This is a genomic window from Vibrio celticus (genome assembly GCF_024347335.1).
Taxonomy (GTDB): domain Bacteria; phylum Pseudomonadota; class Gammaproteobacteria; order Enterobacterales; family Vibrionaceae; genus Vibrio; species Vibrio celticus.
This window is the reverse complement of sequence record NZ_AP025463.1, coordinates 1,668,602-1,690,022: the sequence shown is the minus strand read 5'-3', so window position 1 is coordinate 1,690,022 and position 21,421 is coordinate 1,668,602. Positions and strand designations below refer to the sequence as shown.

At 43.1% G+C, this 21,421-nt stretch carries 31 protein-coding genes and 1 pseudogene; 3 read left to right on the top strand and 29 right to left on the bottom strand.

Going from position 1 to position 21,421, the window contains the following annotated elements:
• The first annotated feature begins 6 nt into the window (after positions 1 to 6).
• A complete protein-coding gene (locus OCV19_RS07850; RefSeq protein ID WP_017068336.1) occupies positions 7 to 339 on the top strand; it encodes a PBPRA1643 family SWIM/SEC-C metal-binding motif protein in 333 nt (110 codons plus the stop codon).
• 105 nt (positions 340 to 444) lie between these two features.
• On the opposite strand, the gene OCV19_RS24885 is transcribed toward OCV19_RS07850, so the two are convergent.
• The 4 genes from OCV19_RS24885 to OCV19_RS07835 all read right to left on the bottom strand — a co-directional run bounded on the left by OCV19_RS24885 (position 445) and on the right by OCV19_RS07835 (position 2,498).
• Positions 445 to 687: a hypothetical protein gene (locus OCV19_RS24885; protein ID WP_029235167.1), complete on the bottom strand. Its 243-nt coding sequence runs from the start codon at positions 685 to 687 to the stop codon at positions 445 to 447.
• A gap of 132 nt (positions 688 to 819) precedes the next feature.
• A complete protein-coding gene (locus OCV19_RS07845) occupies positions 820 to 1,335 on the bottom strand; it encodes a P-loop NTPase family protein (RefSeq protein WP_065675518.1) in 516 nt (171 codons plus the stop codon).
• Positions 1,336 to 1,594: 259 nt separating this feature from the next.
• Positions 1,595 to 2,059 (bottom strand): DUF302 domain-containing protein, encoded by a 465-nt coding sequence (locus OCV19_RS07840; RefSeq protein WP_065675517.1) that lies wholly within the window; start codon positions 2,057 to 2,059, stop codon positions 1,595 to 1,597.
• Positions 2,060 to 2,240: 181 nt separating this feature from the next.
• Positions 2,241 to 2,498, bottom strand: coding sequence for a hypothetical protein (locus tag OCV19_RS07835; RefSeq protein WP_065675516.1), 258 nt, complete (start codon positions 2,496 to 2,498; stop codon positions 2,241 to 2,243).
• 653 nt (positions 2,499 to 3,151) lie between these two features.
• On the opposite strand from OCV19_RS07835, the pseudogene ltrA reads away from it, so the two are divergent.
• Positions 3,152 to 4,622: pseudogene (ltrA, locus tag OCV19_RS07830) on the top strand (group II intron reverse transcriptase/maturase).
• A 235-nt stretch (positions 4,623 to 4,857) separates the two neighbouring features.
• On the opposite strand, the gene OCV19_RS07825 reads toward ltrA, so the two are convergent.
• The 18 genes from OCV19_RS07825 to OCV19_RS07740 all read right to left on the bottom strand — a co-directional run bounded on the left by OCV19_RS07825 (position 4,858) and on the right by OCV19_RS07740 (position 14,961).
• Positions 4,858 to 5,439 (bottom strand): HD domain-containing protein, encoded by a 582-nt coding sequence (locus OCV19_RS07825; RefSeq protein ID WP_065675220.1) that lies wholly within the window; start codon positions 5,437 to 5,439, stop codon positions 4,858 to 4,860.
• 129 nt (positions 5,440 to 5,568) lie between these two features.
• A complete protein-coding gene (locus OCV19_RS07820; protein ID WP_065675219.1) occupies positions 5,569 to 5,985 on the bottom strand; it encodes a VOC family protein in 417 nt (138 codons plus the stop codon).
• 119 nt (positions 5,986 to 6,104) lie between these two features.
• A complete protein-coding gene (locus tag OCV19_RS07815) occupies positions 6,105 to 6,449 on the bottom strand; it encodes a VOC family protein (RefSeq protein WP_065675218.1) in 345 nt (114 codons plus the stop codon).
• A gap of 89 nt (positions 6,450 to 6,538) precedes the next feature.
• Complete coding sequence (locus OCV19_RS07810) at positions 6,539 to 7,009, bottom strand: GNAT family N-acetyltransferase (protein ID WP_065675217.1); 471 nt, start codon at positions 7,007 to 7,009, stop codon at positions 6,539 to 6,541.
• Positions 7,010 to 7,045: 36 nt separating this feature from the next.
• On the bottom strand, positions 7,046 to 7,402 hold the full coding sequence (locus OCV19_RS07805) for a hypothetical protein (protein WP_065675216.1): 357 nt from the start codon (positions 7,400 to 7,402) through the stop codon (positions 7,046 to 7,048).
• A gap of 89 nt (positions 7,403 to 7,491) precedes the next feature.
• Positions 7,492 to 7,926 (bottom strand): GNAT family N-acetyltransferase, encoded by a 435-nt coding sequence (locus OCV19_RS07800; protein ID WP_065675215.1) that lies wholly within the window; start codon positions 7,924 to 7,926, stop codon positions 7,492 to 7,494.
• A 34-nt stretch (positions 7,927 to 7,960) separates the two neighbouring features.
• Positions 7,961 to 8,380 (bottom strand): GNAT family N-acetyltransferase, encoded by a 420-nt coding sequence (locus tag OCV19_RS07795; RefSeq protein WP_065675214.1) that lies wholly within the window; start codon positions 8,378 to 8,380, stop codon positions 7,961 to 7,963.
• Positions 8,381 to 8,460: 80 nt separating this feature from the next.
• Entirely contained in the window at positions 8,461 to 8,892 is a 432-nt protein-coding gene (locus OCV19_RS07790) for a DUF2000 domain-containing protein (protein WP_065675213.1), read from the bottom strand.
• A gap of 151 nt (positions 8,893 to 9,043) precedes the next feature.
• Positions 9,044 to 9,451: a bleomycin resistance protein gene (locus OCV19_RS07785; protein ID WP_017087131.1), complete on the bottom strand. Its 408-nt coding sequence runs from the start codon at positions 9,449 to 9,451 to the stop codon at positions 9,044 to 9,046.
• Between the two features lie 87 nt (positions 9,452 to 9,538).
• Positions 9,539 to 9,976 carry an NUDIX hydrolase gene (locus tag OCV19_RS07780; protein ID WP_065675212.1) on the bottom strand — a complete coding sequence of 146 codons (438 nt, stop codon included), beginning with the start codon at positions 9,974 to 9,976 and terminating at the stop codon, positions 9,539 to 9,541.
• 25 nt (positions 9,977 to 10,001) lie between these two features.
• On the bottom strand, positions 10,002 to 10,418 hold the full coding sequence (locus OCV19_RS07775; protein ID WP_065675211.1) for a nucleotide triphosphate diphosphatase NUDT15: 417 nt from the start codon (positions 10,416 to 10,418) through the stop codon (positions 10,002 to 10,004).
• A 117-nt stretch (positions 10,419 to 10,535) separates the two neighbouring features.
• Positions 10,536 to 11,363, bottom strand: coding sequence for an NAD-dependent epimerase/dehydratase family protein (locus OCV19_RS07770; RefSeq protein WP_065675223.1), 828 nt, complete (start codon positions 11,361 to 11,363; stop codon positions 10,536 to 10,538).
• A 231-nt stretch (positions 11,364 to 11,594) separates the two neighbouring features.
• Positions 11,595 to 12,008, bottom strand: a complete 414-nt coding sequence (locus tag OCV19_RS07765; RefSeq protein ID WP_065675210.1) for a GFA family protein — start codon at positions 12,006 to 12,008, stop codon at positions 11,595 to 11,597.
• A gap of 436 nt (positions 12,009 to 12,444) precedes the next feature.
• On the bottom strand, positions 12,445 to 12,783 hold the full coding sequence (locus OCV19_RS07760) for a hypothetical protein (RefSeq protein WP_017083582.1): 339 nt from the start codon (positions 12,781 to 12,783) through the stop codon (positions 12,445 to 12,447).
• A 160-nt stretch (positions 12,784 to 12,943) separates the two neighbouring features.
• On the bottom strand, positions 12,944 to 13,552 hold the full coding sequence (locus tag OCV19_RS07755) for a sugar O-acetyltransferase (RefSeq protein WP_065675209.1): 609 nt from the start codon (positions 13,550 to 13,552) through the stop codon (positions 12,944 to 12,946).
• A gap of 96 nt (positions 13,553 to 13,648) precedes the next feature.
• Positions 13,649 to 14,023, bottom strand: a complete 375-nt coding sequence (locus OCV19_RS07750; RefSeq protein ID WP_065675208.1) for a VOC family protein — start codon at positions 14,021 to 14,023, stop codon at positions 13,649 to 13,651.
• A gap of 78 nt (positions 14,024 to 14,101) precedes the next feature.
• Positions 14,102 to 14,800 (bottom strand): pseudouridine synthase, encoded by a 699-nt coding sequence (locus OCV19_RS07745; protein ID WP_065675207.1) that lies wholly within the window; start codon positions 14,798 to 14,800, stop codon positions 14,102 to 14,104.
• A complete protein-coding gene (locus OCV19_RS07740; RefSeq protein WP_017059212.1) occupies positions 14,800 to 14,961 on the bottom strand; it encodes a hypothetical protein in 162 nt (53 codons plus the stop codon). Before OCV19_RS07740 ends, OCV19_RS07745 begins: the two co-directional genes overlap by 1 nt.
• Before the next feature lie 209 nt (positions 14,962 to 15,170).
• On the opposite strand from OCV19_RS07740, the gene OCV19_RS07735 reads away from it, so the two are divergent.
• The gene (locus tag OCV19_RS07735; RefSeq protein ID WP_017065706.1) at positions 15,171 to 15,572 is read left to right on the top strand and encodes a YkgJ family cysteine cluster protein; all 402 of its coding nucleotides are present in this window, start codon (positions 15,171 to 15,173) and stop codon (positions 15,570 to 15,572) included.
• Between the two features lie 53 nt (positions 15,573 to 15,625).
• On the opposite strand, the gene OCV19_RS07730 is transcribed toward OCV19_RS07735, so the two are convergent.
• From OCV19_RS07730 to OCV19_RS07700, 7 genes are all read right to left on the bottom strand, one after another.
• Positions 15,626 to 16,027, bottom strand: a complete 402-nt coding sequence (locus OCV19_RS07730) for an NUDIX hydrolase (protein WP_065675206.1) — start codon at positions 16,025 to 16,027, stop codon at positions 15,626 to 15,628.
• Between the two features lie 228 nt (positions 16,028 to 16,255).
• On the bottom strand, positions 16,256 to 16,636 hold the full coding sequence (locus tag OCV19_RS07725; protein WP_065675205.1) for a SpoIIAA family protein: 381 nt from the start codon (positions 16,634 to 16,636) through the stop codon (positions 16,256 to 16,258).
• A gap of 112 nt (positions 16,637 to 16,748) precedes the next feature.
• Positions 16,749 to 17,252, bottom strand: a complete 504-nt coding sequence (locus tag OCV19_RS07720) for an HAD family hydrolase (RefSeq protein WP_065675204.1) — start codon at positions 17,250 to 17,252, stop codon at positions 16,749 to 16,751.
• A gap of 130 nt (positions 17,253 to 17,382) precedes the next feature.
• A complete protein-coding gene (locus OCV19_RS07715) occupies positions 17,383 to 17,847 on the bottom strand; it encodes an ASCH domain-containing protein (RefSeq protein WP_065675203.1) in 465 nt (154 codons plus the stop codon).
• A gap of 261 nt (positions 17,848 to 18,108) precedes the next feature.
• Positions 18,109 to 19,164, bottom strand: a complete 1,056-nt coding sequence (gene glpQ / locus OCV19_RS07710) for a glycerophosphodiester phosphodiesterase (RefSeq protein ID WP_065675202.1) — start codon at positions 19,162 to 19,164, stop codon at positions 18,109 to 18,111.
• A gap of 77 nt (positions 19,165 to 19,241) precedes the next feature.
• Entirely contained in the window at positions 19,242 to 20,615 is a 1,374-nt protein-coding gene (gene glpT / locus OCV19_RS07705; protein WP_029235560.1) for a glycerol-3-phosphate transporter, read from the bottom strand.
• 505 nt (positions 20,616 to 21,120) lie between these two features.
• The gene (locus OCV19_RS07700) at positions 21,121 to 21,375 is read right to left on the bottom strand and encodes a DUF3297 family protein (RefSeq protein WP_017059204.1); all 255 of its coding nucleotides are present in this window, start codon (positions 21,373 to 21,375) and stop codon (positions 21,121 to 21,123) included.
• Between the last annotated feature and the right edge of the window lie 46 nt (positions 21,376 to 21,421).

Here is a 21,421-nt window from a genome sequence, read left to right as displayed (position 1 = left end):
TACCCAATGTCGAAACTATTTTTCAAAGGCCGTATCGAAACAAGACAGAACCACGTTCTTGCTGGCTACAACGTAAACCGCGATGTAAAAGCGGGTACTGAAGAATCTCCAATCGCTGTAATGGTTCAAACTGAAGCGCGCAAAGCAGAAGTTGAAGCACTAGCCGCTGAAAATACTATCTTCGTTACTGTTACAGTCGACGCAGACAAAGAAGAGAACACCATCGAGCTTGATACTCTACTGAACAAGCCAAAAACGATGACGTTTGAAAAGACCCCTAACCGTAACGATCCATGTTCTTGCGGCAGCGGTAAGAAATACAAGAAGTGCTGTGCATAAGGCTTCTCACTCAAAACTGCCAATAGCACGATGAGTTAAGTAATATCTAACGGGAAGATCATCGAGGTCTTCCCGTTTTTATTTGCCTAAGCCAAACTCACAAACTCAGTCGAGGTTATCTGGTGTATTCAGATATGTTCCACATTGGGTACATTTGTAATCACCTGTCGCGCCCGAACCTGTAACACCAAAAGATAGAAACTCCGATAAAATTCGTTGGAGTAAGCTCGGTTCTTTATCTTCAGCTTGTGGTGCCTTTTGCACTTGGCTACTGAACATCGTGTACCTATGCAGTGTAAGTTCCTTACAGTTACAGCAGAACGCTCTCGTCTTCTCACTTCCATACATAATATCTATCGCCTTAACTCAAAGCACAAATTCAACACATGGCAAATATGCCATATGTTGCGTTAAATCTATATATTTTCATAAAGTTATGAGCAAATTAAAGCGTTTCAAAGAAAGGTAAGCTCTCGACTGTTAAGTGACGTGTTGATGAACAAAGTTATTCAATTCAGTCACGCTTCTGATGATGTAAACCTCTTTCTCTTTAGCGCGCAATTCTAACTGCGCTTTAAAGTCGTCATTCCAAAATTTAGGACACAGTTTTAGTGTCTTATAACTTTGTATCGTGCCTTTTATAACTGAACTTCCATCAGGCCAGCCTTCAGGTTTAACGAACAACCCTTTGAGCATTCGCTTGGTAACAAACCAGTAGCTAATTGGATAAGGAAGGTCGATATAAACCAAAGTATCTGCAGCTTCTAAACGTGTGTTGAATGAGCCTAGAGGACCAAAACCATCGATGATCCAGCTTTCTGACTTAAGTATGCTCTCATGAGCCTCCTCAAATACTTCACGTTCAACAAACTCTCCGTTGGCCTTATAAACAATCGAGTCCAACTGGTGAAGCTCTATCCCTGTAGCTAGTGCTAACGCCTTGCTGATTGTGGATTTTCCACTCCCAGGCTTGCCAAAAACCGCAATCTTTTTCATATGACTTCCTCTATTCAGATAAAACCCATAAGACAGCGACAAAAAACCCACCTTACGGGTGGGTTCGATAAACAAAGCGCATCAACAATCCCACCATTCCTATGGAATGATGATAATTCGTTGGTTAGATTGCGCTAAATTCAGTTTCATAAAACTACTTTTATATACTGTTGCTTAGTTGTCAACACAATGACTAATGGGCGATATCATCGTCATATCGCACTCACTAATAGTCTTAATGAGTGCTTATTGGTCTTGGTTATTTAGCTTTCTTTTTCGCCACTGCCGCTTCCGATAGCTTGCTTAATACGCCCGATATTTTCTTAACTAACTCGTCACAGCCATTGATCGCGTGACGTTCTACCAAGTAATTAGGATCGTTGTAAGATAACCATACTTTCTTACTAGAATCTTCAGTGACTAACACCTTCTGCGGTAAATCTATCGCGACTTCTTGAGCACATTGCATTAATGGTGTCCCTACTTTCGGGTTACCAAAGATGATGACTTCCGTTGGTCTCAATTCAAGATCGACCTTACTCGCGTTTTTCTGATGGTCGATTCTCGCAAACAAGGTCAATCCTTTGCTTTTGGCTATTTCTTCAAAGCGGTCAGCGGTCTCTTTCACTGAGTAATTACTTTGATATTTAATCAAACCATCAGAAGCCGTAGCTGAAAATGATGCCGAGAGTAAAATGGCGCATAGTGGTAGTAATTTTTTCATCGTCACCTCTGAGATTTAACCTAATCAAACTTACATTCATAGCGCCACTTCTAAAATCAGCGACGTAGCCCATGTCAGTATAGACGCGATTCCATTATCAGTTTGCAGAGAGGATCACTTTTCTAATGCGTCTTATTATCATCAGTTTAGGTAGGAATTTTTTCAAAAGTTAAACACACGATCAGTGCCACGATTTGGTTCCACATTTCTCACATTGGTATTCGTAATCACTGTCGACATAAAAACCGGGAACATTATGGTCACCTCTAAACAATAACGTCATCAGGTACTCCATCAACACGCCTAACTTCCATTGTTTCTTTTCAGATTCAGCGTCCGCTTTAGATTCAGCATCAGAAGTGTTAACAGCAAGGTGCGGGGTAAGTGCGTTACACTGTTCACAGTGATAAGGGTGTTTAATATACTTATTATCAAGCATTTATATAATCCAACCAATATTTATAAAGTTGATGCATACTAACAACTTATCAGTCGGTTCTCTAACTTATTGTTGTCCGTGCGACCTGAGGTCGTATGAAGCGTTGTTCACCGCTTTATGAGTGAACCATCTGTATCACCAGATGAACCTACGAGCCTGAATAAAGCAGCGGCTCGGACAATGTAACGAAACTTGGCCGTTGGGCTGAGTGGGAAAAGAATCGTGAGAGGACGTTCCTCCTGAAAACCACAATTCGGGTAAGTGCTAGGTAGTCAGTATGATGAACGTATGTGAATCCATTCAAGGTGCGTTATATGATGAAGCAGCGGAAGTGGTTAATACGCTGTGGCCAAAGGCAATGAGAGTTGGAAAGAGGTTGGACAGTACTTTTCGTGGTCGCCGTACTCTCCGCACTATAGTGGGCATCTAAGCTGACATTTTACGTAACATACGGAACAGGGTAAGCCTGTATCACTCCCTTTGGGAAAGCCTTTGTGGCCGATAGTGATGCAGGTATAGGAGGTCGGAAAAAGCGAAAGCTACATTGTAATGATGCAGATACAGACTTATGTCTGATCACGAAAGTGAGCCCACTTCCGACTGGTCTCCCATTGCGAGAGAATTTGAAGAACTTTATTCAAGGAGAAAAGCAAATGGTGATCTCGAAAGAGATTAGTGCATCTTCTGACGGCGCTAAATGGCAGTCCATCGACTGGAAATCCGTTGAAGCGCACGTATTGAAGCTTCAAATGCGTATCGCAAAAGCAACGAGAGAAAGAAATACGGTAAGGTGAAGTCCTTACAGTGGCTCTTGACTCATTCTCGCTCAGCCAAGCTTCTTGCGGTTAAGCGAGTCTCTCAGAATAAAGGCAGTAAAACGTCTGGAATAGACGGTGTCACCTGGAACACAGATGTACGCCGTATGAAAGCAGTCAATCAACTGAGCCGCAAGGCTTACTCTGCAAAACCACTCAAACGTATCTACATCCCCAAAAAGAACGGTAAGCTCAGGCCATTGGGTATTCCATGCATGATTGATAGAGCGCAACAAGTCCTCCACCTTCTAGCATTAGAACCAGTGTCCGAAACGCTCGCCGACCTCAATAGCTATGGGTTTAGGCCAAATCGCAGTACGGCTGACGCCGTCAGTCAGTGTTTCAAATGTTTGGCTCTAAAGCGATCAGCGAAATGGATTCTTGAGGGAGATATTAAGGCTTGCTTCGACAAAATCGGGCATCAATGGCTTATCGACAATATCACGGTTGATAAACGTATGTTAGAGCAATGGTTAAAGTCTGGCTATGTGGATAAGGGTCTGTTCTATGATACCGATGAGGGCACACCTCAAGGTGGGATAATATCTCCAACCTTGATGCTAATGACTCTCGTGGGAATAGAGCAACGAATAAAATCTACAGCTCTGAAAATGGGTGCTAGGGCCAACTTTATTGGTTATGCGGATGATTTCGTGGTCACCTGCTCTTCAAAGGAAGTGCTAGTGAACGATATCAAACCGTTGATTGCTGACTTTCTGGCAGAAAGAGGGTTAACCCTCTCCGAAGAGAAAACGAAGGTCACTCATATTGATGATGGCTTTGACTTTCTGGGTTTCAATCACAGGAAGTACAAAGGGAAATTGCTCATTAAACCGAGCAAATCTAACACGCTGTTATTTCTTAGAAATCTACGTGAACTTATTAAAAAGCACGCAACCATCCCTGTTAACGATCTTATCAAGTTGATAAATCCGAAACTTAGAGGGTGGGCGAATTACTATCGCCACTGTGTTGCTAAACAAGTATTCGGGTATGTCGGCCACAAACTATTCCAAGCGTTATGGCACTGGGCAGTTAGACGTCATCCAACCAAGTCCAAAGACTGGGTTGTTCATAAGTATTTTCTCAATCGTAAAGGCCAGTGGCAATTTCACGGTTGGCAGAAAATCATGGACATGGACTGTCACTTCAATCTGTTCCAAATAGCTAAAGTGCCCATCGAGCGACACGTAAAATCAGGAATGCAGCGACCCCTTTTGACCCTCAATACCAAGAATATTTGGTGAAGAGAAAATCTAAAAGGCTAGCTCGTAACTCTTGGAAAGAGCCTGTCCCGACTGCGTTATAAGTTGCTGGGTATCAATGATGCCTTAGTGGAGGCTTGAGCCGTATGCAGTGAAAGTTGCACGTACGGTTCTTAGAGGGGCGGCACTTGGTAACAAGTGTCGTCTACTCGACACTAGAGTTTTATTAGAAAGAAATGAGACACAAGATTAGTGCCATGCATCTTGAATCATTTTCCATCGAGATATCCCTCAATGAACCGCTAAAGCTATTGTTACGCTAAGGTATGAAATTAACTTTTACTTTAATAACCCTTTGCCCGCAGCCCCTTCAAGTTGCACTTCTAGCTCTTTCCATAGAGCACGACTGCCTTTAGAAATACGCTCGCCATTGAAGGTGAGTACTTTGTCTTTGGATATGTTGTGCTTCTTCCAGCTGTGACCACCACCATGGATGTTATGAAGCAAAGGCGGCACTCTATCGATCGCCTTACCAAATCTAGCTTCCGGTGACTCGCCCGCTTCGAACTCAAGCCATAAATCCAAATACTCGCTTCTTGAATGGCTCGGTAATGATTTCAGTAAGCGCTCAACGCAGTTTCTCTCTTTGAGCTTGTTTTCTGCGGTTTCACTGGCATAAATGATGGTATCTCCGGCATCGATTTCCCCAAGATCATGAATCAACAACATCTTCATCACTCGCGTAATATCGATCTCTTCATTGGCATAGTCTTTCAACATGAGTGCGCTCAAACAAACGTGCCAACTGTGCTCGGCCGAGTTTTCATATCGCTCCAATCCAACTGGTTTTGTTTGTCGATGAACATCCTTTAATTGTTCAATTTCTACCATAAATTGGAGAATGCCTTTGATTTCTTCCACGATGAGCTTCCTTAACTTAAGTTGATGATTCAGCGGTGCGGAGGGTTAACTTAGCGACAAAGAAGCGTTACTCCCAATGAACCGATATTTTGTAATACGCAACGCCCGATGGTTGTGGGCTAAGCTTTTCTACCTGTTAGCCATAGGGTGTTCAGGGTTTAGCTGAAGCAGATCCCACAAGTTACCGTAAAGATCTTCAAACACAGCAACGGTACCGTAACCTTGCTCTTTAGGCTCTCGGACAAAGTTAATGCCCAAAGACGTCATGCGTTCGTAATCACGCCAGAAGTCATCGGTGTTTAAGAATAGGAATACGCGTCCACCAGCTTGGTTGCCGATGAAATCAAGTTGCTCTGGCTTGGAAGCTCTAGCAAGTAACAGGCTCACACCAGTTGAATTTGGTGGAGCAACAACAACCCAGCGCTTATCTTCTTCTGGCAGATACGTGTCTTCGATGAGATCAAAATTAAGCTTATTTACATAGAAATCAAGCGCTTCATCGTAGTCTTTTACCACGAGTGCAATATGGACAATATTCTGTTTCATAACATACCTTGTTGGGATTTTAGCTGCGTGGAATGATGCCATGAAGCTGGGAAAGACACTAGGCGTCGTATCATAAATCGTAGTATCTCGTCCTTCACAATCTAAAGGCTATTCATCACCTATAACTCCCAGAATCCGAGCTCGACGCCACCTTGAATAACAATGGCACACATGCCGTGACGTGGTAACTCCATTGGCGGCACCGCGACTTCGGCGCCTAGTTTCTCGGCAGCAGTTACTGCAGACTGAATATCATCAACCAGCGTGTAGTGTCGAACAGTTGGTTCTTCAGTTTCGCGAAGCGGTGCTCGAATGCCTATTACCCCACCATTAGATAGCTTTGCAGTGCGCGCCCCACCAAGATTCACATCTGCACCACTGAATTTCACGTTGTAGAGCTGAGCGTATGTTGCACAAACAGCATCGACTTCTGGGGTAACCACTTCAAGATATTGAACCTTCATCAAATTTCCTTCTCGTGTTCTTTAAGACTCTCAATCTGCATACAGCTGTGCAGGTGTTTCTCATCAAATAATTAGTCGGTTTCATATTACTAAGCAATTTGACCGCGCATGATAAATTGCGGGCCTGCTGCGCTACCTAAATACTGCTCAATGGTATCTTCGAAGCCGCCTTTCTTATAACAGTTGAATGCTGCCGGATTTTTGCAATTCACAGTTAAGTAAATCGACTCATATGCTGAGTAATTCGCTTTTAAATATGGAAACAAAACTTTGACCGTGCCAGTTCCTAAACCTTTACCTTGCTGGTTTTTATCAAGCACAAAAGCTCTTAAGCCAATGCTTCCTTCTGGGCAGAATTCGTAGTGCTCTGCGTAAGCGATATCCAGCTTAAAGAAACCCACAACTTCGTTATCAGACTGAATCACGTGCAAGTGCGTCGTTTCACTGCCGTCTAATAAAAACTCCGCAGCTGTGCCAGCGAACTTAACCTGTTCATCGGCGAGTTGGATGGCCTGAACTAACGCCACATGTGATTCTTCAAGCCTTTCGATAGTTATCATTGTTGTTCCTTCTGTATAACACGCACGAAAAACCGACTAGAGCTCATCGCTAGTGTCTCGAGAACCGTAGTTTGGGAAGTTGATATTAAGAACGTTATCGTCCTCAAGAGTGAATAGAACACTTCCATTCTCTACACCGGTTTCGTTCCTATCTGAACAACCTAGAAACAACTCCCAATCAAACGAATATTGAAGTCGGTATTGATTCGCATTGATGTGTAGAACGTCTTTGATTTTGATACCGTTCACCACATGTGCCATATCATCGATGTATGACAGGTCTGGGATTAACTTTTCTTCGAAATCACTCTTATGCTCGGTGAAGAAATTGAGCAGCTCAGAACATAACTCGGAGCCATGAACCGATGGTTTAGACAGACTAGAAAACAACATTTCTAAATACTCCAAGGATTGTTTTGATATTGGAAAGATGGGCGCGAATCTGTTACAAATTCAAGCTCAGCCAGCGCGAACCTTTAAGGCTAAACGTTACTATTATCCGAGCTATTAAACGAGTACATTCGAACTTCATCTCGAGGAAACCAGCCCAACTTTTCGTAAAACTGTTGAGCGTTGATGTTGTCGTTATAGACAAACAAGTGAGTTTTAGGGATACCTAACCCTGCAAGTGCGTTGACCGCCTCTGCGACAAGCTTACAACCTAGCTTTTGCCTTCTGAAGTTGCCCGAGACAGCTAAATGTTGTAAATACCCACGACGTCCATCCGTTCCGACCAACACAGCGCCAATGATCTCGTTGTTACTTTCAGCCACAAAACTCAGACCGGGGTTACGCTCTAAATAGCTCGCAATGCTTTCTTTCGAATCGGCATCGCGAATACTCATGCCTTCTGTCTGGGACCACAGCGCGATCACTGAGTCGTAGTCTGAAATTGCCATTTCCCGAATTTTGACCACTCTTCTCTCCTTGTATATACGGGGTCTTTATTTGCTACTTTTTGACGAGCGACTTGGTGAGAAACGATAGCGTGGAATCTACAGGGTAATTTTCTAACACCATCTGGCATTCATACCCTCGTTTCTCATAGAAAGGCTTAGCTTGGAAACTTAATGTATCGACCAATGACGACGTACAACCTTGAGACTGCGCATACTCTTCAATAAGTTCAAGCAGCGCACTACCTACTTGCTTTCCTCTCATCGAATCATCGACCCAGAGAAACTTAATCAGTAACCAGTTTCCCCAAAGATCAGCAATAATGCCACCGACTTTGTTGCCTTCCTCCATCGCGTAGTACGCAACTTGAGACTTGGGGATCCCTTCCAGAAACGGTGTGTTGTGTTTGATTAACCCGCCTCGGACTTCATTGATGTCTTCATCGGAAGGCTCAATATCTAATTGGTATTCCATTGACTTCCTATCTCTGGATTAACGGCTTATGTAACATGTTCGGTGTACTTACTAGCAGATAGCTAGACCACTAAAGTGAGTTACTTATACAAGCTAAACTTCTTTGTAAACTCACGTAGAATATCCGTGTCACCAAACAGGCATACACCAAGATACTCAAGATCTTCTTCTTTGATTTCTTTGGTTCGTTGCTGCTGTTCAGCAGAACCACCTTCGATCATTGAGCTCGTAAAATCAGTAAATTTAATACCGCGACTGAACGCTTCTTCGCGCACTTTTCTAAGCTTATTTGAGTTGTCTGCTTTCAGCACGATGAAAGGATAGTGAGATAGGTTTGGGTGAACATTGCCATCCAAGTCTTCATAGTCAACGTAGCAAGTCTCGTCACTTTCTAATTGATTAGATAGGCCAACGCTCAAGTGCCCTAGCACGTTCAATGTTCTTCCTAAATCCATCTTTTTGCTTAAAACCGCTATGAATCGTTTTTGGCTTTCGTCTGGTAAATGGCTCACTACATATCCTCATTCATTCTTAATTACCGTATTTGTATAACGCATTACTGGGGCGTGAGCAATGCAACCTTAGTACTCAGTTAATACGTTTGGTCCATCCAATAATGCAGAACAGAGACCAGTATTTGGTATTCAACCACAAGGTCATGATTTAATGAATATCTTGGCAGAACCTAAAGAGATAACCGTCTGGAGTTTGAACGATGAACTGCTTCTGAGTCGCGATCGAATCACCACATTGATAAGACTTCGACTCTAACGCTAAGTAAATAGAATCAGCGGCGCTTTCGTTAACTCTCTGATATAGAGGTTCGATGTCGATAACATCCCATTGGAAGTTAACACCACGCCCTAACGGAAACTCCAGATCACCTGAAAGCCATTTTCGACTTTTGCCCGCAATCCCTTCAAGCATCACATCAACACCATCAAGCGTTAGATAAACAAACTCTTCATCTGGGCGCTCGTATTTCACTTCAAATCCCAACACATCGACAAAGAAGGATTTGCTCACATTAATATCGAAACAATAAAGCTCTGGAACTACTCGTAATGTCATGATTTACCTATTCACTAAATAGCGAGAGATTAGTAAGAATCTAATCAGGATTTCCACTCTAATATAGAGTTAATTAATCTGTGTACTTTAGCTAGCTTTGTAAAGCCTTTCGTCAATCTCCCAAAGCGCGTTTCTGTTCGAGTCATATGTTAGAAGTTCAATAGCTTCTTGGTAGTCGCACCAACGGTAATCTGTGTGTTCACTTGATAGTTCAGGATCTTCTGTGACTTTAACTGAGAAGGAATGCTCAGGAATGACGAATGGATGCTCAGTCCAATTGTGATTCCCTGCATAAAAGACTTTTGGAAGCATGCACATTGAATCAAGCTGCTGCCAGTTATCACCGACTAACTGAGTTTCTTCAGAAAGCTCTCGTTTTGCTGCTTCAAGAATTGATTCATCATTTTCGCCACCACCGGATATTGCCTGCCATACACTATTGTCACTTCTGCGTACGATTAAAAACCGAGGTTTGGTGTCGACTATTTGATAGGGAAAGACTAAAACTTGAAAAGGTGCTCTCATTGATATGCCCTCCAATCGTTCACGTTTACGGCGCTAGCTTCCCAAGGGTAACCGGATCGCTCAACAGATTCGTCAGAGGAAGAAACAATGGCTCAGGTAACTCATCTAGCTTAAACCATTTCCATTGCTTACATTTATCAGGCTCTGTCACCTGTGGTTCACCGCTAACGTCAGAAGCAACAACAAACAGCGTTATATAGTGCTTGTTCTCTTTCTCAAAAATATCATTGGTAAAAGAGAGCTTTTCAAATCCACTAACAACTAGGCCAGTCTCTTCAAGTGTTTCACGTTTGGCACACTCTTCAATGCTCTCACCCCATTCAAGGTGTCCGCCCGGCGTTGCCCACGTATGAGCTCCGTGAGAACCAATTCGTTCTCCAAGTAACACTCGCCCTTCACGTAGAATAACCGCAGCGATACCTACTCTTACTTCCTGACTCACTTAAAACTCCTTAATTCTTACCAAGTGACAAACGAACAGCTAAGTGACTAACAATGCCGAGATTGCGCTCAAACTTACCACTAACGTCAAGCCGAGTTAAATACCAAATGTTGAGAATCACATTTGGATACTTCGTTTTATGTAGTCTTCAACTAACTCGACAGGCTCAAACGAAGAACTAATTGGTAGTTTTAGATTCAGTTGTTCAATACCAACGGCCATAGAGCCATTTTCTGACTCAAACTCTTCCCAACTGATCTTTCTCACTTTTGTTACAGCTTTGGCGGCCAATAAGAGTTGAGCGAATTCTGCAGGACTATAACCTTGAATCTCTGCAATAAAATGCTGCTTTTCTAAGGTTCGGCCTTGCGCCAAAAGTAAATAGAACCGTGCAATGTCATAGACATGAACATATTGGTTAAATCCTATAGACGGCATACCTACTTGGATCGTTTGGCTAGCGAAAGATTCGACAATTCGCTTTAACTGACAGTTCTCACCGCCATAAACCAAACTAGGACAGTAAACGACGTGCCACCTGTTTCTAATAGCGCTCTGTATTGTTTCTACATCTAATCTAACGGCTTCCAAGGGTTTCAACCTAAATTGACTCAAATCAGCGCTAGAGGCGTTTCCAAAGAGCCAAACACCCGATGTATGTATCTTTGTTGCATTTCTAGCGGCAAGTAGGTCTAACTCAGATAGCAACCTTTGCTCCACATCTGCAATTTCATCTGCTGAGAATTGTGACCAATGTGGACGCGCGCAATTCACAACCACATCAAAGTAGCCTTCAAAATCGGACCTATTTTCTATCAACCCGACTGTAAGAGGTGTGACGATTTTGTCTCTACCGTATGTAAAGACTTCAAAGTCACTTTTTGCGAATAGCGATGTAACGTGACGGCCAATGTACCCGCTAGCCCCTGCAATCAATACTTTCATTCTTTCCCTGAACTTTGCATACATGAAGCCCTAGCTTTACTTCTAAGCCAGAACATCGCGCTCAAAGGTTAAGTCTGTCCCGTTATCCAGTCGAGAGTTATCAACCAGTGTCGTTATTTTCATAGTTCTCTTTTTATCTAATCACGAATCGTACATTGCCCAACAGAAATAAGTTCACGCTGAGCAACGACGAACCACCAAAACTAAACCGTCGCACCGTAAACCAAGTGATTACTCTCCACTTTCAAAGTGGGCAAATACTTCTGCACCAGTCATATTGTGCGTTTCATTTTTAAATTCATAGTATTCGGGCTTCTCATCGATGAATATCTGATGAGTTAATTTGTAGTCATTCCCAGACATCAATAATCCGATAGGAAGATGATACTGATTATTTGGCACTAAAAAGTAAAACAAGTGAGTACCACATTTACCGCAGAACCCCCTCTCAGCCCAATCTGATGACTTATATCTCACTACATTTGATTCACCTGATATTTTGACGGAATCAGAGCAATCAATGACTAACATCGGACCGCCAGACCAATTTCTACACATACTACAATGACAAGCCCCCAATTCATTACTGGCGTACTCTACTTCCAACTCAACCGAGCCACATAGGCACTTTCCTTTACCTTTCATGAATCCTCCAATCTTTGCAATGTGTGTAAAATGAATAGCAGATAACGTTTTTTATACCGATGACTTAATAAGAAAAGGCTAGTTTTTGTTTCCCTTACCTGACAGATACGCGGCATACTTTTTAGAGATCCATTTATGAATATGAAGCCCTGTTTTACGAAAAAGATACCAATCTATAGCAGCTAAAATCACCAAGCCGATTACAGTTCCCATTACAAAACCTCCATGCTCATTGAAATGTCACTCTAGCAAATAGTTAAGAAAGGCACCGTGAACCTAAACAAACTATTAAGAGTAGATATGGATAGTTACTTTAACTCAGGAAGTATGACGAGGCATAACGCTTAGCTACGCTGTAAGTTGATGTGTGCCATGTTTGAGCGAAGCGAGTTCGGCACGCATTTACGAATCAGATTTAGTCGCCTCGTTATATGTTTTACTTACTTATATGCCAAGCCATTACACCACTAGCAATAAGTAAAAATATACCTATCAATCCGACATTAACTGCAAAACTTACTTTATTAGTTTCGTCTTGAAAGTCATTGGTTCGGGACACAAGTTCACGATGAATCATTAACGACAAAAAGTCTTGATTAGCTGGATTGTTACCATCAAATGTAATGCCTGCCAATACAACAAGTAAAACCCCGCTATATGCAATGTAGTCAACCAAGTCTATTGTGGATAGGTAATCAAAAAAATTGCGAGAAATTAGCAGAGCTACCGAGATCACAACAAGATAAGCTAAAATCCCTTTGAGAAAACCCTTCATTAAAACTCCCTGTACATATAACAGCTATCGAACAGAAAAATTCGGCACTTAAACCCAGAATAATTCTGTCTAGTTTCTAAGATACATAAGCAATATGCAACTAAGCCATTGCATAACAATGGCTTATGTCACAGCTAATTTAAGGCATGTGAAAAGTCACTTACTTTAATTCATCGGGAATGCGGCGATCTTTGTGGTAATACTCTCGGTCGCGTTCGTTGATTTCGCGTATCACTTTGCATGGGTTGCCGACTGCAACGACATTGGCTGGGATGTCTTTGGTGACGATGCTGCCTGCGCCTATTACTGAGTTTTCACCAATGGTGACACCGGGAAGTACGACGGTGTGTGCGCCAAGCCATACGTTGTTGCCAATACGAACGGGGATATTGAACTGCGCTGCTTTTAGCCTGAGTTCTGGGCTGATGGGATGTGTGCCAGTGGCGATGGTCACGTTAGGCGCAATCATCACGTTGTCGCCGATGAATACGTCTGTGTCGTCAACCAGAGTTAGATTGAAGTTCACGTATACGTTGTTGCCTAGGTGCGTGTGACGCCCCCAGTTCGCATGTAATGGTGGTTCAATGTAGCAGCCCTCACCGACTTCGGCGAACAACTGCTTCATGATCTGCTGTCGTTTATCACCTTCGCTCGGGCGAGTGTGGTTGAAATCGTATAGCACTTCTAAGCATTGAGTTTGCTCAGCAACCAAATCAACGTCGTCACAGTAGTAAACGTCTTGGCTGTGCATTTTAGCCTTTATATCCATGTTTGAACCTATTTGATCATTGCCTCATGTCGGCATAAATAAAGAAACAGATGGATAATTTGAAGTTTTCACTGGCCTTAATGCAAGTTGGATGAATTAACTCGGCCTAATGTTTTCAGCCACACGCCACAGCACACCACTTGGGTCAGTGATACAAAACTCAAGCATTCCCCAAGGCTGTTCAACAACCTCGGAAATGGTAACTTCAAATTCCGACACTACATTAGAGTTTTGGATGTGTTGATACCAACTTTTTACGTCTTCAACCAGCAAGTGCATCATGTAATTGTGACAGTGCGCAGGTTCATAAAAGTTTTGCAGAAGGAACGCACAACTGCCGTGTCGTAGATAGGCGATATCGTGAAATTCAGACATCAGCTCGAAGCCGATTGACTGGTAAAAACGCTTGGATAAATCGAAGTCTTTCGCGGGTACGAAAGACTTAATTTCTGAGACTTTTAGGTTTTCCATTCTACATCCTTATAGTACTGATATTCCGGTGCTGACACGCTTAACGCTTTTAGTGGTTACAGTGTTTATTCAGAGCTCTTATTCAGAGCCTTGTTGAAATGAGTCGACTTCGGCTTTAGTTAGATAACGCCACTGGCCTGCTTCAACATCTAAACGAACATCACCTATCTGTTCACGGTGTAGGCCAACAACTCGATTCCCTACCGCAGCAAACATTCGTTTTACTTGATGAAACTTGCCTTCTGTAATGGTCAACAGCACTTCTTTACTGGTAATCACTTTGAGCTCTGCCGGACGCGTCGGTTTTTGTTCGCCCTGTAATTGAATACCCGCTTTGAACTTATCAGAGACATCGTCTTTGATATCTCGTGACAATGTCACGCGGTACACCTTCTTACATGACTTGGTTGGCAGCGTGATGTTGAATGACCAGCGCCCATCATCGGTAATTAAGACTAAACCTGTGGTGTCGGCATCTAAGCGCCCTGCGATGTGCAGTTCTGATGCTTTGTCTATCTCGATGTAGTTGAACAGTGAAGGATAAACTTCATCGATATTGGAGCAAATAGTACCCGCAGGCTTGTGCATTAAAAGGTAACGAAATTCACGTAACTTAAGCGGCATGCCATTTAATAAGATGGTGTTGCTTTCATGAACCTGAGTCGATTCATCGGTGACAATCTCACAGTTTACGTTCACCTCGCCATTATGGATGCGTTCAATCGCTTCAGGCTTGGTTAGGTCAGTGCTTTTACATAGGTATTTATCAAGGCGCATTAATCGTCGGCACCACATTTAGCACAAGGCTTGTAAGTTCGTTCACCTTGCTCGATAACCACGTAATCACCAACGCACTTGTCACATAAAGCGAGCTTTGGGTAAGCCTCTTTTTGTTTCTTTGCGTTGATGTTGCCTTCAGTGGTGTATACGGTTCTCATTTTGATGCCTTTGCTTGAATAACGTGAGAGACGCAAATTGTATCACTGTTTACATCTTTGGTTGGAGTGGTGGTGCATAGATAAGTTGATTTTAAGTGCCGCTATTCCATGTTCCCACCCCGTGACGGCTTAACCATGAACAACAAAGTCAACGTGCCACGCCTATCAGTGGTAAAATGATAAAAGCTCACCAACTTATGAAGTCGATAATGAAAGATTGTAATCAATGCGGAAAATGCTGTATCAAATACGGAGATGGCGACCTTGCCGCGACTCAAGAAGAGATCGATTTGTGGGAGCTGTTCAACCCAGACATCTTTGAATATGTTCGAGGAAGCGAGATATGGTTTGACCCTGAATCTGGCGAACGTTTAACTCGCTGCCCTTTTCTGGAACTGGTTCCGACGAAAGACACCAAGGCTCAAGCCAAGTACACATGCAGTATTTACTTAGATCGACCAGAAGATTGCCGACACTACCCAAGCCTAATTAATGAGATGGTACGAGATGAGTGTGAAATGATTGAGGTGGTGGATTTACAAGACACGAAGAAAGCTCAAAGGAAACTCGACTTGTTGATGAAAGACAGCCGCCCTTCAAGCTATTCGTAAACGATGATCTTTTGAAGATCAATTTTCAGCATTCGCTGATAGCCGCTAAAACCTTAAGCCAAATACTGGTTCGCTTCTAACCAATCAAGCGCAACCAGTGCCGCCAATGAGCATACCGCTCTATCGTTGCCATCAACAAACTTAAGCTCTTCGATTTCAGCATCTGGAGACAGTTCGCCAGTATAATCGGCAAGATAACAAGTCAATTTCACCGATACGCCTTCCGCTTTGCCATCAGCTTGGCCTGTAAACGTCTCGACGTATTTGATGGAATCAGGCACTAAATCAACTGAGATCTCTTCTTTGATTTCGCGAACCAGTGCTTGCTCATCACTTTCGCCAGCTTCACGCTTACCACCCGGTAGATAGAACAGTTCTTTGCCTTTTGATCTCACCATCAACAACTTGCCGTCTTTGATGAATATCCAAGCCAGCTTATCAATTACCTTATGCATGTCGTTAGACCTTATTTCTGTTTTAGTTCTCGTTATTACTGAATCTGGCCGCGCTATTAGCCACGACCAAACAAAGCCTGGGTATGTTACACGCTGCAATGAATATACTCTATTGAATCGAATCGGAAATATCATAACCAAAACGAAAAATAACAGCGTTCGAGACAATGCCCGTCAACTGTCATAGGTGTTGTTTACGGATTGCTCGCTAGCTGTCCGCAGATAGAATCAATCGATTAGCCACTTAAGCGCAGAGTCATGGTCTTCGAATGACTTAATCTCACCCGACACAAACCAACTGCCGACTTTTGAAGCGAACTCTTGCCAGCTTTTATCGCCGAAAATAGCAATCTTGTCTATCTTAGAATTGAGCTCTAATCCCAGTTTAAAATCATCCCAAGCTGCACGTAACTCCCATCCTGTTAAGGTTGAGATATCGACCAGCATCTTAAGTTTAGATGAATCGAGTTCTTCTAGCGTGGTATTTAGAATTGGCATCATTGCCTGATAGTCATCGTGTGTGAGTTTGCCTTTCGCTTTGAACACAACGATGGTTTCACCGCTAACACGTTCAATTCCAACCGATATTCCGTGACGTTCGATACTCATAACCTAGCCCTCATAGTGGAAACTAGAGTTAGCTTAAAGGATTAGACAGCAAAGAGATGAGAGATTGGCGTCAGAACAGACAAGCGCTTTATCTGAACTTAATATCAGAGAATTAATCGCGCTTCTCCAACAGTTCGCTTAGGCTTTTAACTTGCACGATACGTGGATGCTGTGACTTAACCTCAACTCCTTCCGTGTTCAACCACACCGCTTGCAAACCCGCTTCAAGTGCTGGGTAAATGTCTTTTTCTAAGGTGTCGCCAACCATGGTGATGTCTTGTGGTGCAACACCGAGATTAGAAATAATGGCAGGATAGAACCCCGACTCGAACTTAGAAAAGCCAATGCTCGCCTTACAAAAGTAACCCAATATATATTGGGACAGGCCAACACGCTCAAAGGCACGAATGATGTCGTCTTTACTGGAATCACCAGCATTGGTGGCAACGTAGACTTGGTGAGTTTTCGATAGTTCAGCCAGTAATGCGCGAGCACCACTCACTTCTTGCACCGTTTCCCAGTCACACATCTTCCCTTGTGCGTCTGGGAAATCGACCATCAGCGTATTGCCCCAGTCGAATAAGACTACTTCTGTTAATTCGATTAGCTTTGTCATCTTGCCTCCTGCATACGATGAATTATCTAATGTTTAAGCGAGCCTATAAAAACTTCTCGAACAGTTAGACTCATTATGGTCAACCTTGTTACTGTTTATGGAGCACGATCTTCTAAATACAAAATACCCTTTATTGATAAACCACTTTGAAACGCTCCAACATAAGTAACATGTCTTCACTTGGTGAGATCTTGAGCTCTTCACATTCACGTGAGAAGAAATTCCAATGCGCTTCTCTCCACCATTCAAGTGATTTATCGCCCTCACCTTCGGCGGCAGCAAATTCAGCGGTCACTTCGTTGTATTGGCACGACGACACCGACGTGATCTTTACAATGCAAACTGGCTTGCCATCCCAGTCAGTGACGACTTGCAAGTGACCAACTACTGGTCTCATCTCGCCTTCATGGCTGTACCAATATTCAAGGCTGCAAGACGCTTGTTTTTCACCCTTGAGAATTAACTGAGCACATAGGTTGGCGTTGTATTCATCAGCACAGTAATAATCAGCACTAAAGGAGGTGTATTGCGAAGCAACGTCTGCTGGCAATGTGTTGAGGTAGCTATCAAGATAAGCTTTGCTTCTTTCTTCCATGATCTTTCCAAATTCAATATCAGGTTGAGCCGATAAATACTTATAGATTAAGCATCTGGCTGCATTGGGAGTAACCTATCAAGTCAGGTTATTGCTGTAAACCGAGTGAATATCAAAATGTGTGCTAAGAAAGAAGAATCTCGGTAGGATTTCGAGGCCAATACAAGAAGATCAAAAAAGTGAAAGAAGAGCCAAAAGCACCTTTAGTCTGTGCTTTTGGCTCTTCGTATCTCGTTACTAATAGCTCGTAAATGACGGGTATTAACGGTTTAAGAAGTCGACCGCTTTGTCTGGGAAGTCAGTAAACACGCCATCGACTTTGACTTGGTTGTAGAAGACATCCAACATGCCATCAAAGTTATCAGCATAAGCTGGGATTCTTCCTGGGTCAGCACGGAACGTGTACGGGTGAACATCCAAGCCCGCGTCTTTTGCTGACTTCATTAACGGTTTAATAATGATGTTATCTTTGGTCGATGCATCGTCCACCAACATTGGCTTCCAAGGGCCTATTCCTTCCGCATAAGTCGCCACTTTTTCCATGCCACCAGCTTCAAACATCCAGTCGTAACTGTACGGCGTTGCTTTGTCGCCCTTGTAAGTCATGGTTTCATTCCAATCTGTATAGGCCATCAACTGAACGAGCTTAAGATCCATTTCCATCGCAGGCATGAGTTCATCATTGATGCGTTGAAGTTCATTGGCGTCAAAACACTGCAAATACACTTTGTCGTCTTTTGATAGGTAACCATATTGATGCAAGGTCGCAAGTACCGCTTTGGATATGTCTTTGCCTTCGTGACGATGGAACCAAGGTGCTTTTATCTCTGGATAGATGCCCACGTCATAACCTAAGGTCTTATTTAAGCCTTGGATCAGCTCAATCTCTTCTGCAAAGGTAGCGACACGGAAATCAGACTGCCACATTGGGAAGCGTGCTGGGAACCCAGCCACTCGATTACCTTGGTCATCTAGGTTAAAGCCTTCAGTCACCTTTAATGATTTAATCTCAGCGAGCGTAAAATCAATCGCGTAGTAGCGGCCATCTGCTCGTGCACGGTCTGGAAAGCGATCCGCGACATCGGTGACGCGGTCTAGATAATGATCATGCAAAACCACCAATTGGTCGTCTTTCGTCATCACGACATCTTGTTCTATGTAGTCGGGTTTCATTGCGTAAGCGAGCGCTTTAGCGGGTAATGTGTGTTCAGGTAAATAACCAGAAGCGCCGCGATGTGCAATCACTAAAGGATCGGCGAACGCATTTGCAGATAAACTTAGTGCTAATAAGGTCAGAGACAGTGACGTTGTTTTCATTATTGTTTCCCTTGATAAAACAGAAGCAGGATATACCTGCCTCTGTTGTTATTTATAGATGTGATTCAGTAAATACACTACTGAGCTAGCGCTTCTTTCTCTCGTTCAAGATCTTTTTGTTTATGGTGCGCACGCTCACCTAAAAAGGCGTACAGCAGACAGATTATTGAAGCCACACAAGCGCCGACCAAAATAATGAAGCCGCCATCCCAGCCGTAATGGTCAACCATAAAGCCGAGTATTGCGTTCGCAGCAACCGCGCCACCTAAGTAACCAAATAAACCCGTTAGACCAGCCGCTGTACCCGCTGCTTTTTTAGGCGCAAGTTCCAGTGCATACAAACCGATCAGCATTACAGGACCATAGATAAGGAAACCAATCGCAACCAGTGCCAACATATCAACCGTCGGGTTACCTGCTGGGTTCAGCCAATATACCAACACAGCTACTGTCACTAGAACCATGAACAAGATACCTGCAGGTGCTCGTCGACCTTTGAATAGCTTATCTGAAATCCAACCACACAATAAGGTGCCCGGGATACCTGCCCACTCATACAGGAAGTAAGCCCAAGAGGATTTATCGACAGAGAAGTCTTTTGCTTCTTTTAAGTAAACCGGAGCCCAGTCGAGTACGCCATAACGGATAAGGTAAACAAACGCGTTAGCAATCGCGATTGACCACAACAGTTTGTTTGAGAAAACGTACTTAAAGAAGATCTCTTTCGCCGTCATTTCTTTCTCATGAGACGTATCGTAGTCGTCTGGGTAATCGTCTTTATGTTCTTCAATCGGTGGTAAGCCGCAAGATTGAGGTGTATCTCTTACCGTAAACCAAACAAAGACAGCAACGAGAGTGGCAAAAAATGCAGGAACATAAAAAGCGGTTCGCCAATCGTCGTTAAAAGCCCACAGCCCCAACAAGAACATCGGGCCAATCAAACCGCCACCCACGTTGTGAGCAACGTTCCATACCGATACGATCTCACCACGTTCTTTGCGAGACCACCAGTGAACCATGGTTCGTCCACAAGCCGGCCAACCCATACCTTGGAACCAACCATTCAAGAACAGCAGAATAAACATCGCAGTGATGCTGCCTGTTGCCCAAGGCATAAAGCCAAAGCAGAACATCACCAGTGCCGACATTAACAAGCCACCGCTGAGGAAGTAACGAGGGTTAGAACGGTCAGAAACACTGCCCATTAAGAACTTAGATAAGCCGTAAGCGATAGATACCGCCGCTAATGCAACCCCTAGTTCTCCGCGGCTAAAACCTTGTTCAATGAGATAAGGCATCGCCAAACTAAAGTTTTTACGGACTAAGTAGTACCCTGCATAGCCAACGAAGATGCCGAGAAACAGCTGCCATCGTAGTCGTGTGTAGGTGCTATCGATCTTATCCGATGACAAGCGATCGATATGCGCCATAGGTTTGAATATTCCAAACATAGGAACCTCATAATTATTGGGCGAAGGAAGAATCAAAATGCTCGAACGAAAAAATTTAGCGCTCATTCGAAATCAAGGGAATTGTATGTGCTTCAGGATTAATTTCTGTGATAGAGGTAGTTATTAACAAAAAATAACTTTAAATACAGCATATTAGTTTCATTTAATTAGACTGCGCTTCATATTTTTGTTTGTATCTGTTCAATTAAACATCAGAACTTTCGAGGGTAAATAAATCCAAAAAGAGCGAGCGAACATAAAACAACCAACAACAACTTTGTTATTGCTGCAAATGCATAGTGAATAACAACAATTTTGGTTGAATCTGTGGAGTTATGAAGGTGGTTTGGGTTATCGGTTAAAGAAGTTCGCCAAAATCAATGCAAACAAAAAGGGTCTAGATTTCTCTAGGCCCTTTTAGGTAATAACTCTTGGTGGCTTTATGTTGGCTAATTAAGCAAACATTAGCTAATTACTCGAAGTATTAGCTAGCCATACAACGTGATTATGCGTCGATGTAAAAAGCTTCTACAGTGCCTTTTAGAGTAATAAGCATTGGCTGACCAAAACGATCTAGCGCTTTTGGAGAAGGGATCTTAACCCAACCTTCGCTGATGCAGTATTCTTCAACATCAGTACGCTCTTTACCATTTAGACGAATGCCGATTGGGTATTCGAAACACTCAGCAACGTGGTGTGGGCTGCGTGGGTTACCTGCAAGATGATCTGGTAAAGCTGGTCTTGAATTAGTATCGCTCATGTTCATTACCTGTATGTACGTAAATAAAAAAAGTGCGTCATTCTAG

What these genes read in the sequence shown, in the direction of transcription:
- OCV19_RS07850 (WP_017068336.1), top strand. Translation starts at nt 7, where the DNA reads ATGTCGAAACTATTTTTCAAAGGCCGTATCGAAACAAGACAGAACCAC.
- OCV19_RS24885 (WP_029235167.1), bottom strand. Translation starts at nt 687, where the DNA reads ATGTATGGAAGTGAGAAGACGAGAGCGTTCTGCTGTAACTGTAAGGAA.
- OCV19_RS07845 (WP_065675518.1), bottom strand. Translation starts at nt 1,335, where the DNA reads ATGAAAAAGATTGCGGTTTTTGGCAAGCCTGGGAGTGGAAAATCCACA.
- OCV19_RS07840 (WP_065675517.1), bottom strand. Translation starts at nt 2,059, where the DNA reads ATGAAAAAATTACTACCACTATGCGCCATTTTACTCTCGGCATCATTT.
- OCV19_RS07835 (WP_065675516.1), bottom strand. Translation starts at nt 2,498, where the DNA reads ATGCTTGATAATAAGTATATTAAACACCCTTATCACTGTGAACAGTGT.
- OCV19_RS07820 (WP_065675219.1), bottom strand. Translation starts at nt 5,985, where the DNA reads ATGAAACAGAATATTGTCCATATTGCACTCGTGGTAAAAGACTACGAT.
- OCV19_RS07815 (WP_065675218.1), bottom strand. Translation starts at nt 6,449, where the DNA reads ATGAAGGTTCAATATCTTGAAGTGGTTACCCCAGAAGTCGATGCTGTT.
- OCV19_RS07810 (WP_065675217.1), bottom strand. Translation starts at nt 7,009, where the DNA reads ATGATAACTATCGAAAGGCTTGAAGAATCACATGTGGCGTTAGTTCAG.
- OCV19_RS07805 (WP_065675216.1), bottom strand. Translation starts at nt 7,402, where the DNA reads ATGTTGTTTTCTAGTCTGTCTAAACCATCGGTTCATGGCTCCGAGTTA.
- OCV19_RS07795 (WP_065675214.1), bottom strand. Translation starts at nt 8,380, where the DNA reads ATGGAATACCAATTAGATATTGAGCCTTCCGATGAAGACATCAATGAA.
- OCV19_RS07785 (WP_017087131.1), bottom strand. Translation starts at nt 9,451, where the DNA reads ATGACATTACGAGTAGTTCCAGAGCTTTATTGTTTCGATATTAATGTG.
- OCV19_RS07780 (WP_065675212.1), bottom strand. Translation starts at nt 9,976, where the DNA reads ATGAGAGCACCTTTTCAAGTTTTAGTCTTTCCCTATCAAATAGTCGAC.
- OCV19_RS07770 (WP_065675223.1), bottom strand. Translation starts at nt 11,363, where the DNA reads ATGAAAGTATTGATTGCAGGGGCTAGCGGGTACATTGGCCGTCACGTT.
- OCV19_RS07765 (WP_065675210.1), bottom strand. Translation starts at nt 12,008, where the DNA reads ATGAAAGGTAAAGGAAAGTGCCTATGTGGCTCGGTTGAGTTGGAAGTA.
- OCV19_RS07760 (WP_017083582.1), bottom strand. Translation starts at nt 12,783, where the DNA reads ATGAAGGGTTTTCTCAAAGGGATTTTAGCTTATCTTGTTGTGATCTCG.
- OCV19_RS07755 (WP_065675209.1), bottom strand. Translation starts at nt 13,552, where the DNA reads ATGGATATAAAGGCTAAAATGCACAGCCAAGACGTTTACTACTGTGAC.
- OCV19_RS07750 (WP_065675208.1), bottom strand. Translation starts at nt 14,023, where the DNA reads ATGGAAAACCTAAAAGTCTCAGAAATTAAGTCTTTCGTACCCGCGAAA.
- OCV19_RS07745 (WP_065675207.1), bottom strand. Translation starts at nt 14,800, where the DNA reads ATGCGCCTTGATAAATACCTATGTAAAAGCACTGACCTAACCAAGCCT.
- OCV19_RS07740 (WP_017059212.1), bottom strand. Translation starts at nt 14,961, where the DNA reads ATGAGAACCGTATACACCACTGAAGGCAACATCAACGCAAAGAAACAA.
- OCV19_RS07735 (WP_017065706.1), top strand. Translation starts at nt 15,171, where the DNA reads ATGAAAGATTGTAATCAATGCGGAAAATGCTGTATCAAATACGGAGAT.
- OCV19_RS07730 (WP_065675206.1), bottom strand. Translation starts at nt 16,027, where the DNA reads ATGCATAAGGTAATTGATAAGCTGGCTTGGATATTCATCAAAGACGGC.
- OCV19_RS07725 (WP_065675205.1), bottom strand. Translation starts at nt 16,636, where the DNA reads ATGAGTATCGAACGTCACGGAATATCGGTTGGAATTGAACGTGTTAGC.
- OCV19_RS07720 (WP_065675204.1), bottom strand. Translation starts at nt 17,252, where the DNA reads ATGACAAAGCTAATCGAATTAACAGAAGTAGTCTTATTCGACTGGGGC.
- OCV19_RS07715 (WP_065675203.1), bottom strand. Translation starts at nt 17,847, where the DNA reads ATGGAAGAAAGAAGCAAAGCTTATCTTGATAGCTACCTCAACACATTG.
- glpQ (WP_065675202.1), bottom strand. Translation starts at nt 19,164, where the DNA reads ATGAAAACAACGTCACTGTCTCTGACCTTATTAGCACTAAGTTTATCT.
- glpT (WP_029235560.1), bottom strand. Translation starts at nt 20,615, where the DNA reads ATGTTTGGAATATTCAAACCTATGGCGCATATCGATCGCTTGTCATCG.
- OCV19_RS07700 (WP_017059204.1), bottom strand. Translation starts at nt 21,375, where the DNA reads ATGAGCGATACTAATTCAAGACCAGCTTTACCAGATCATCTTGCAGGT.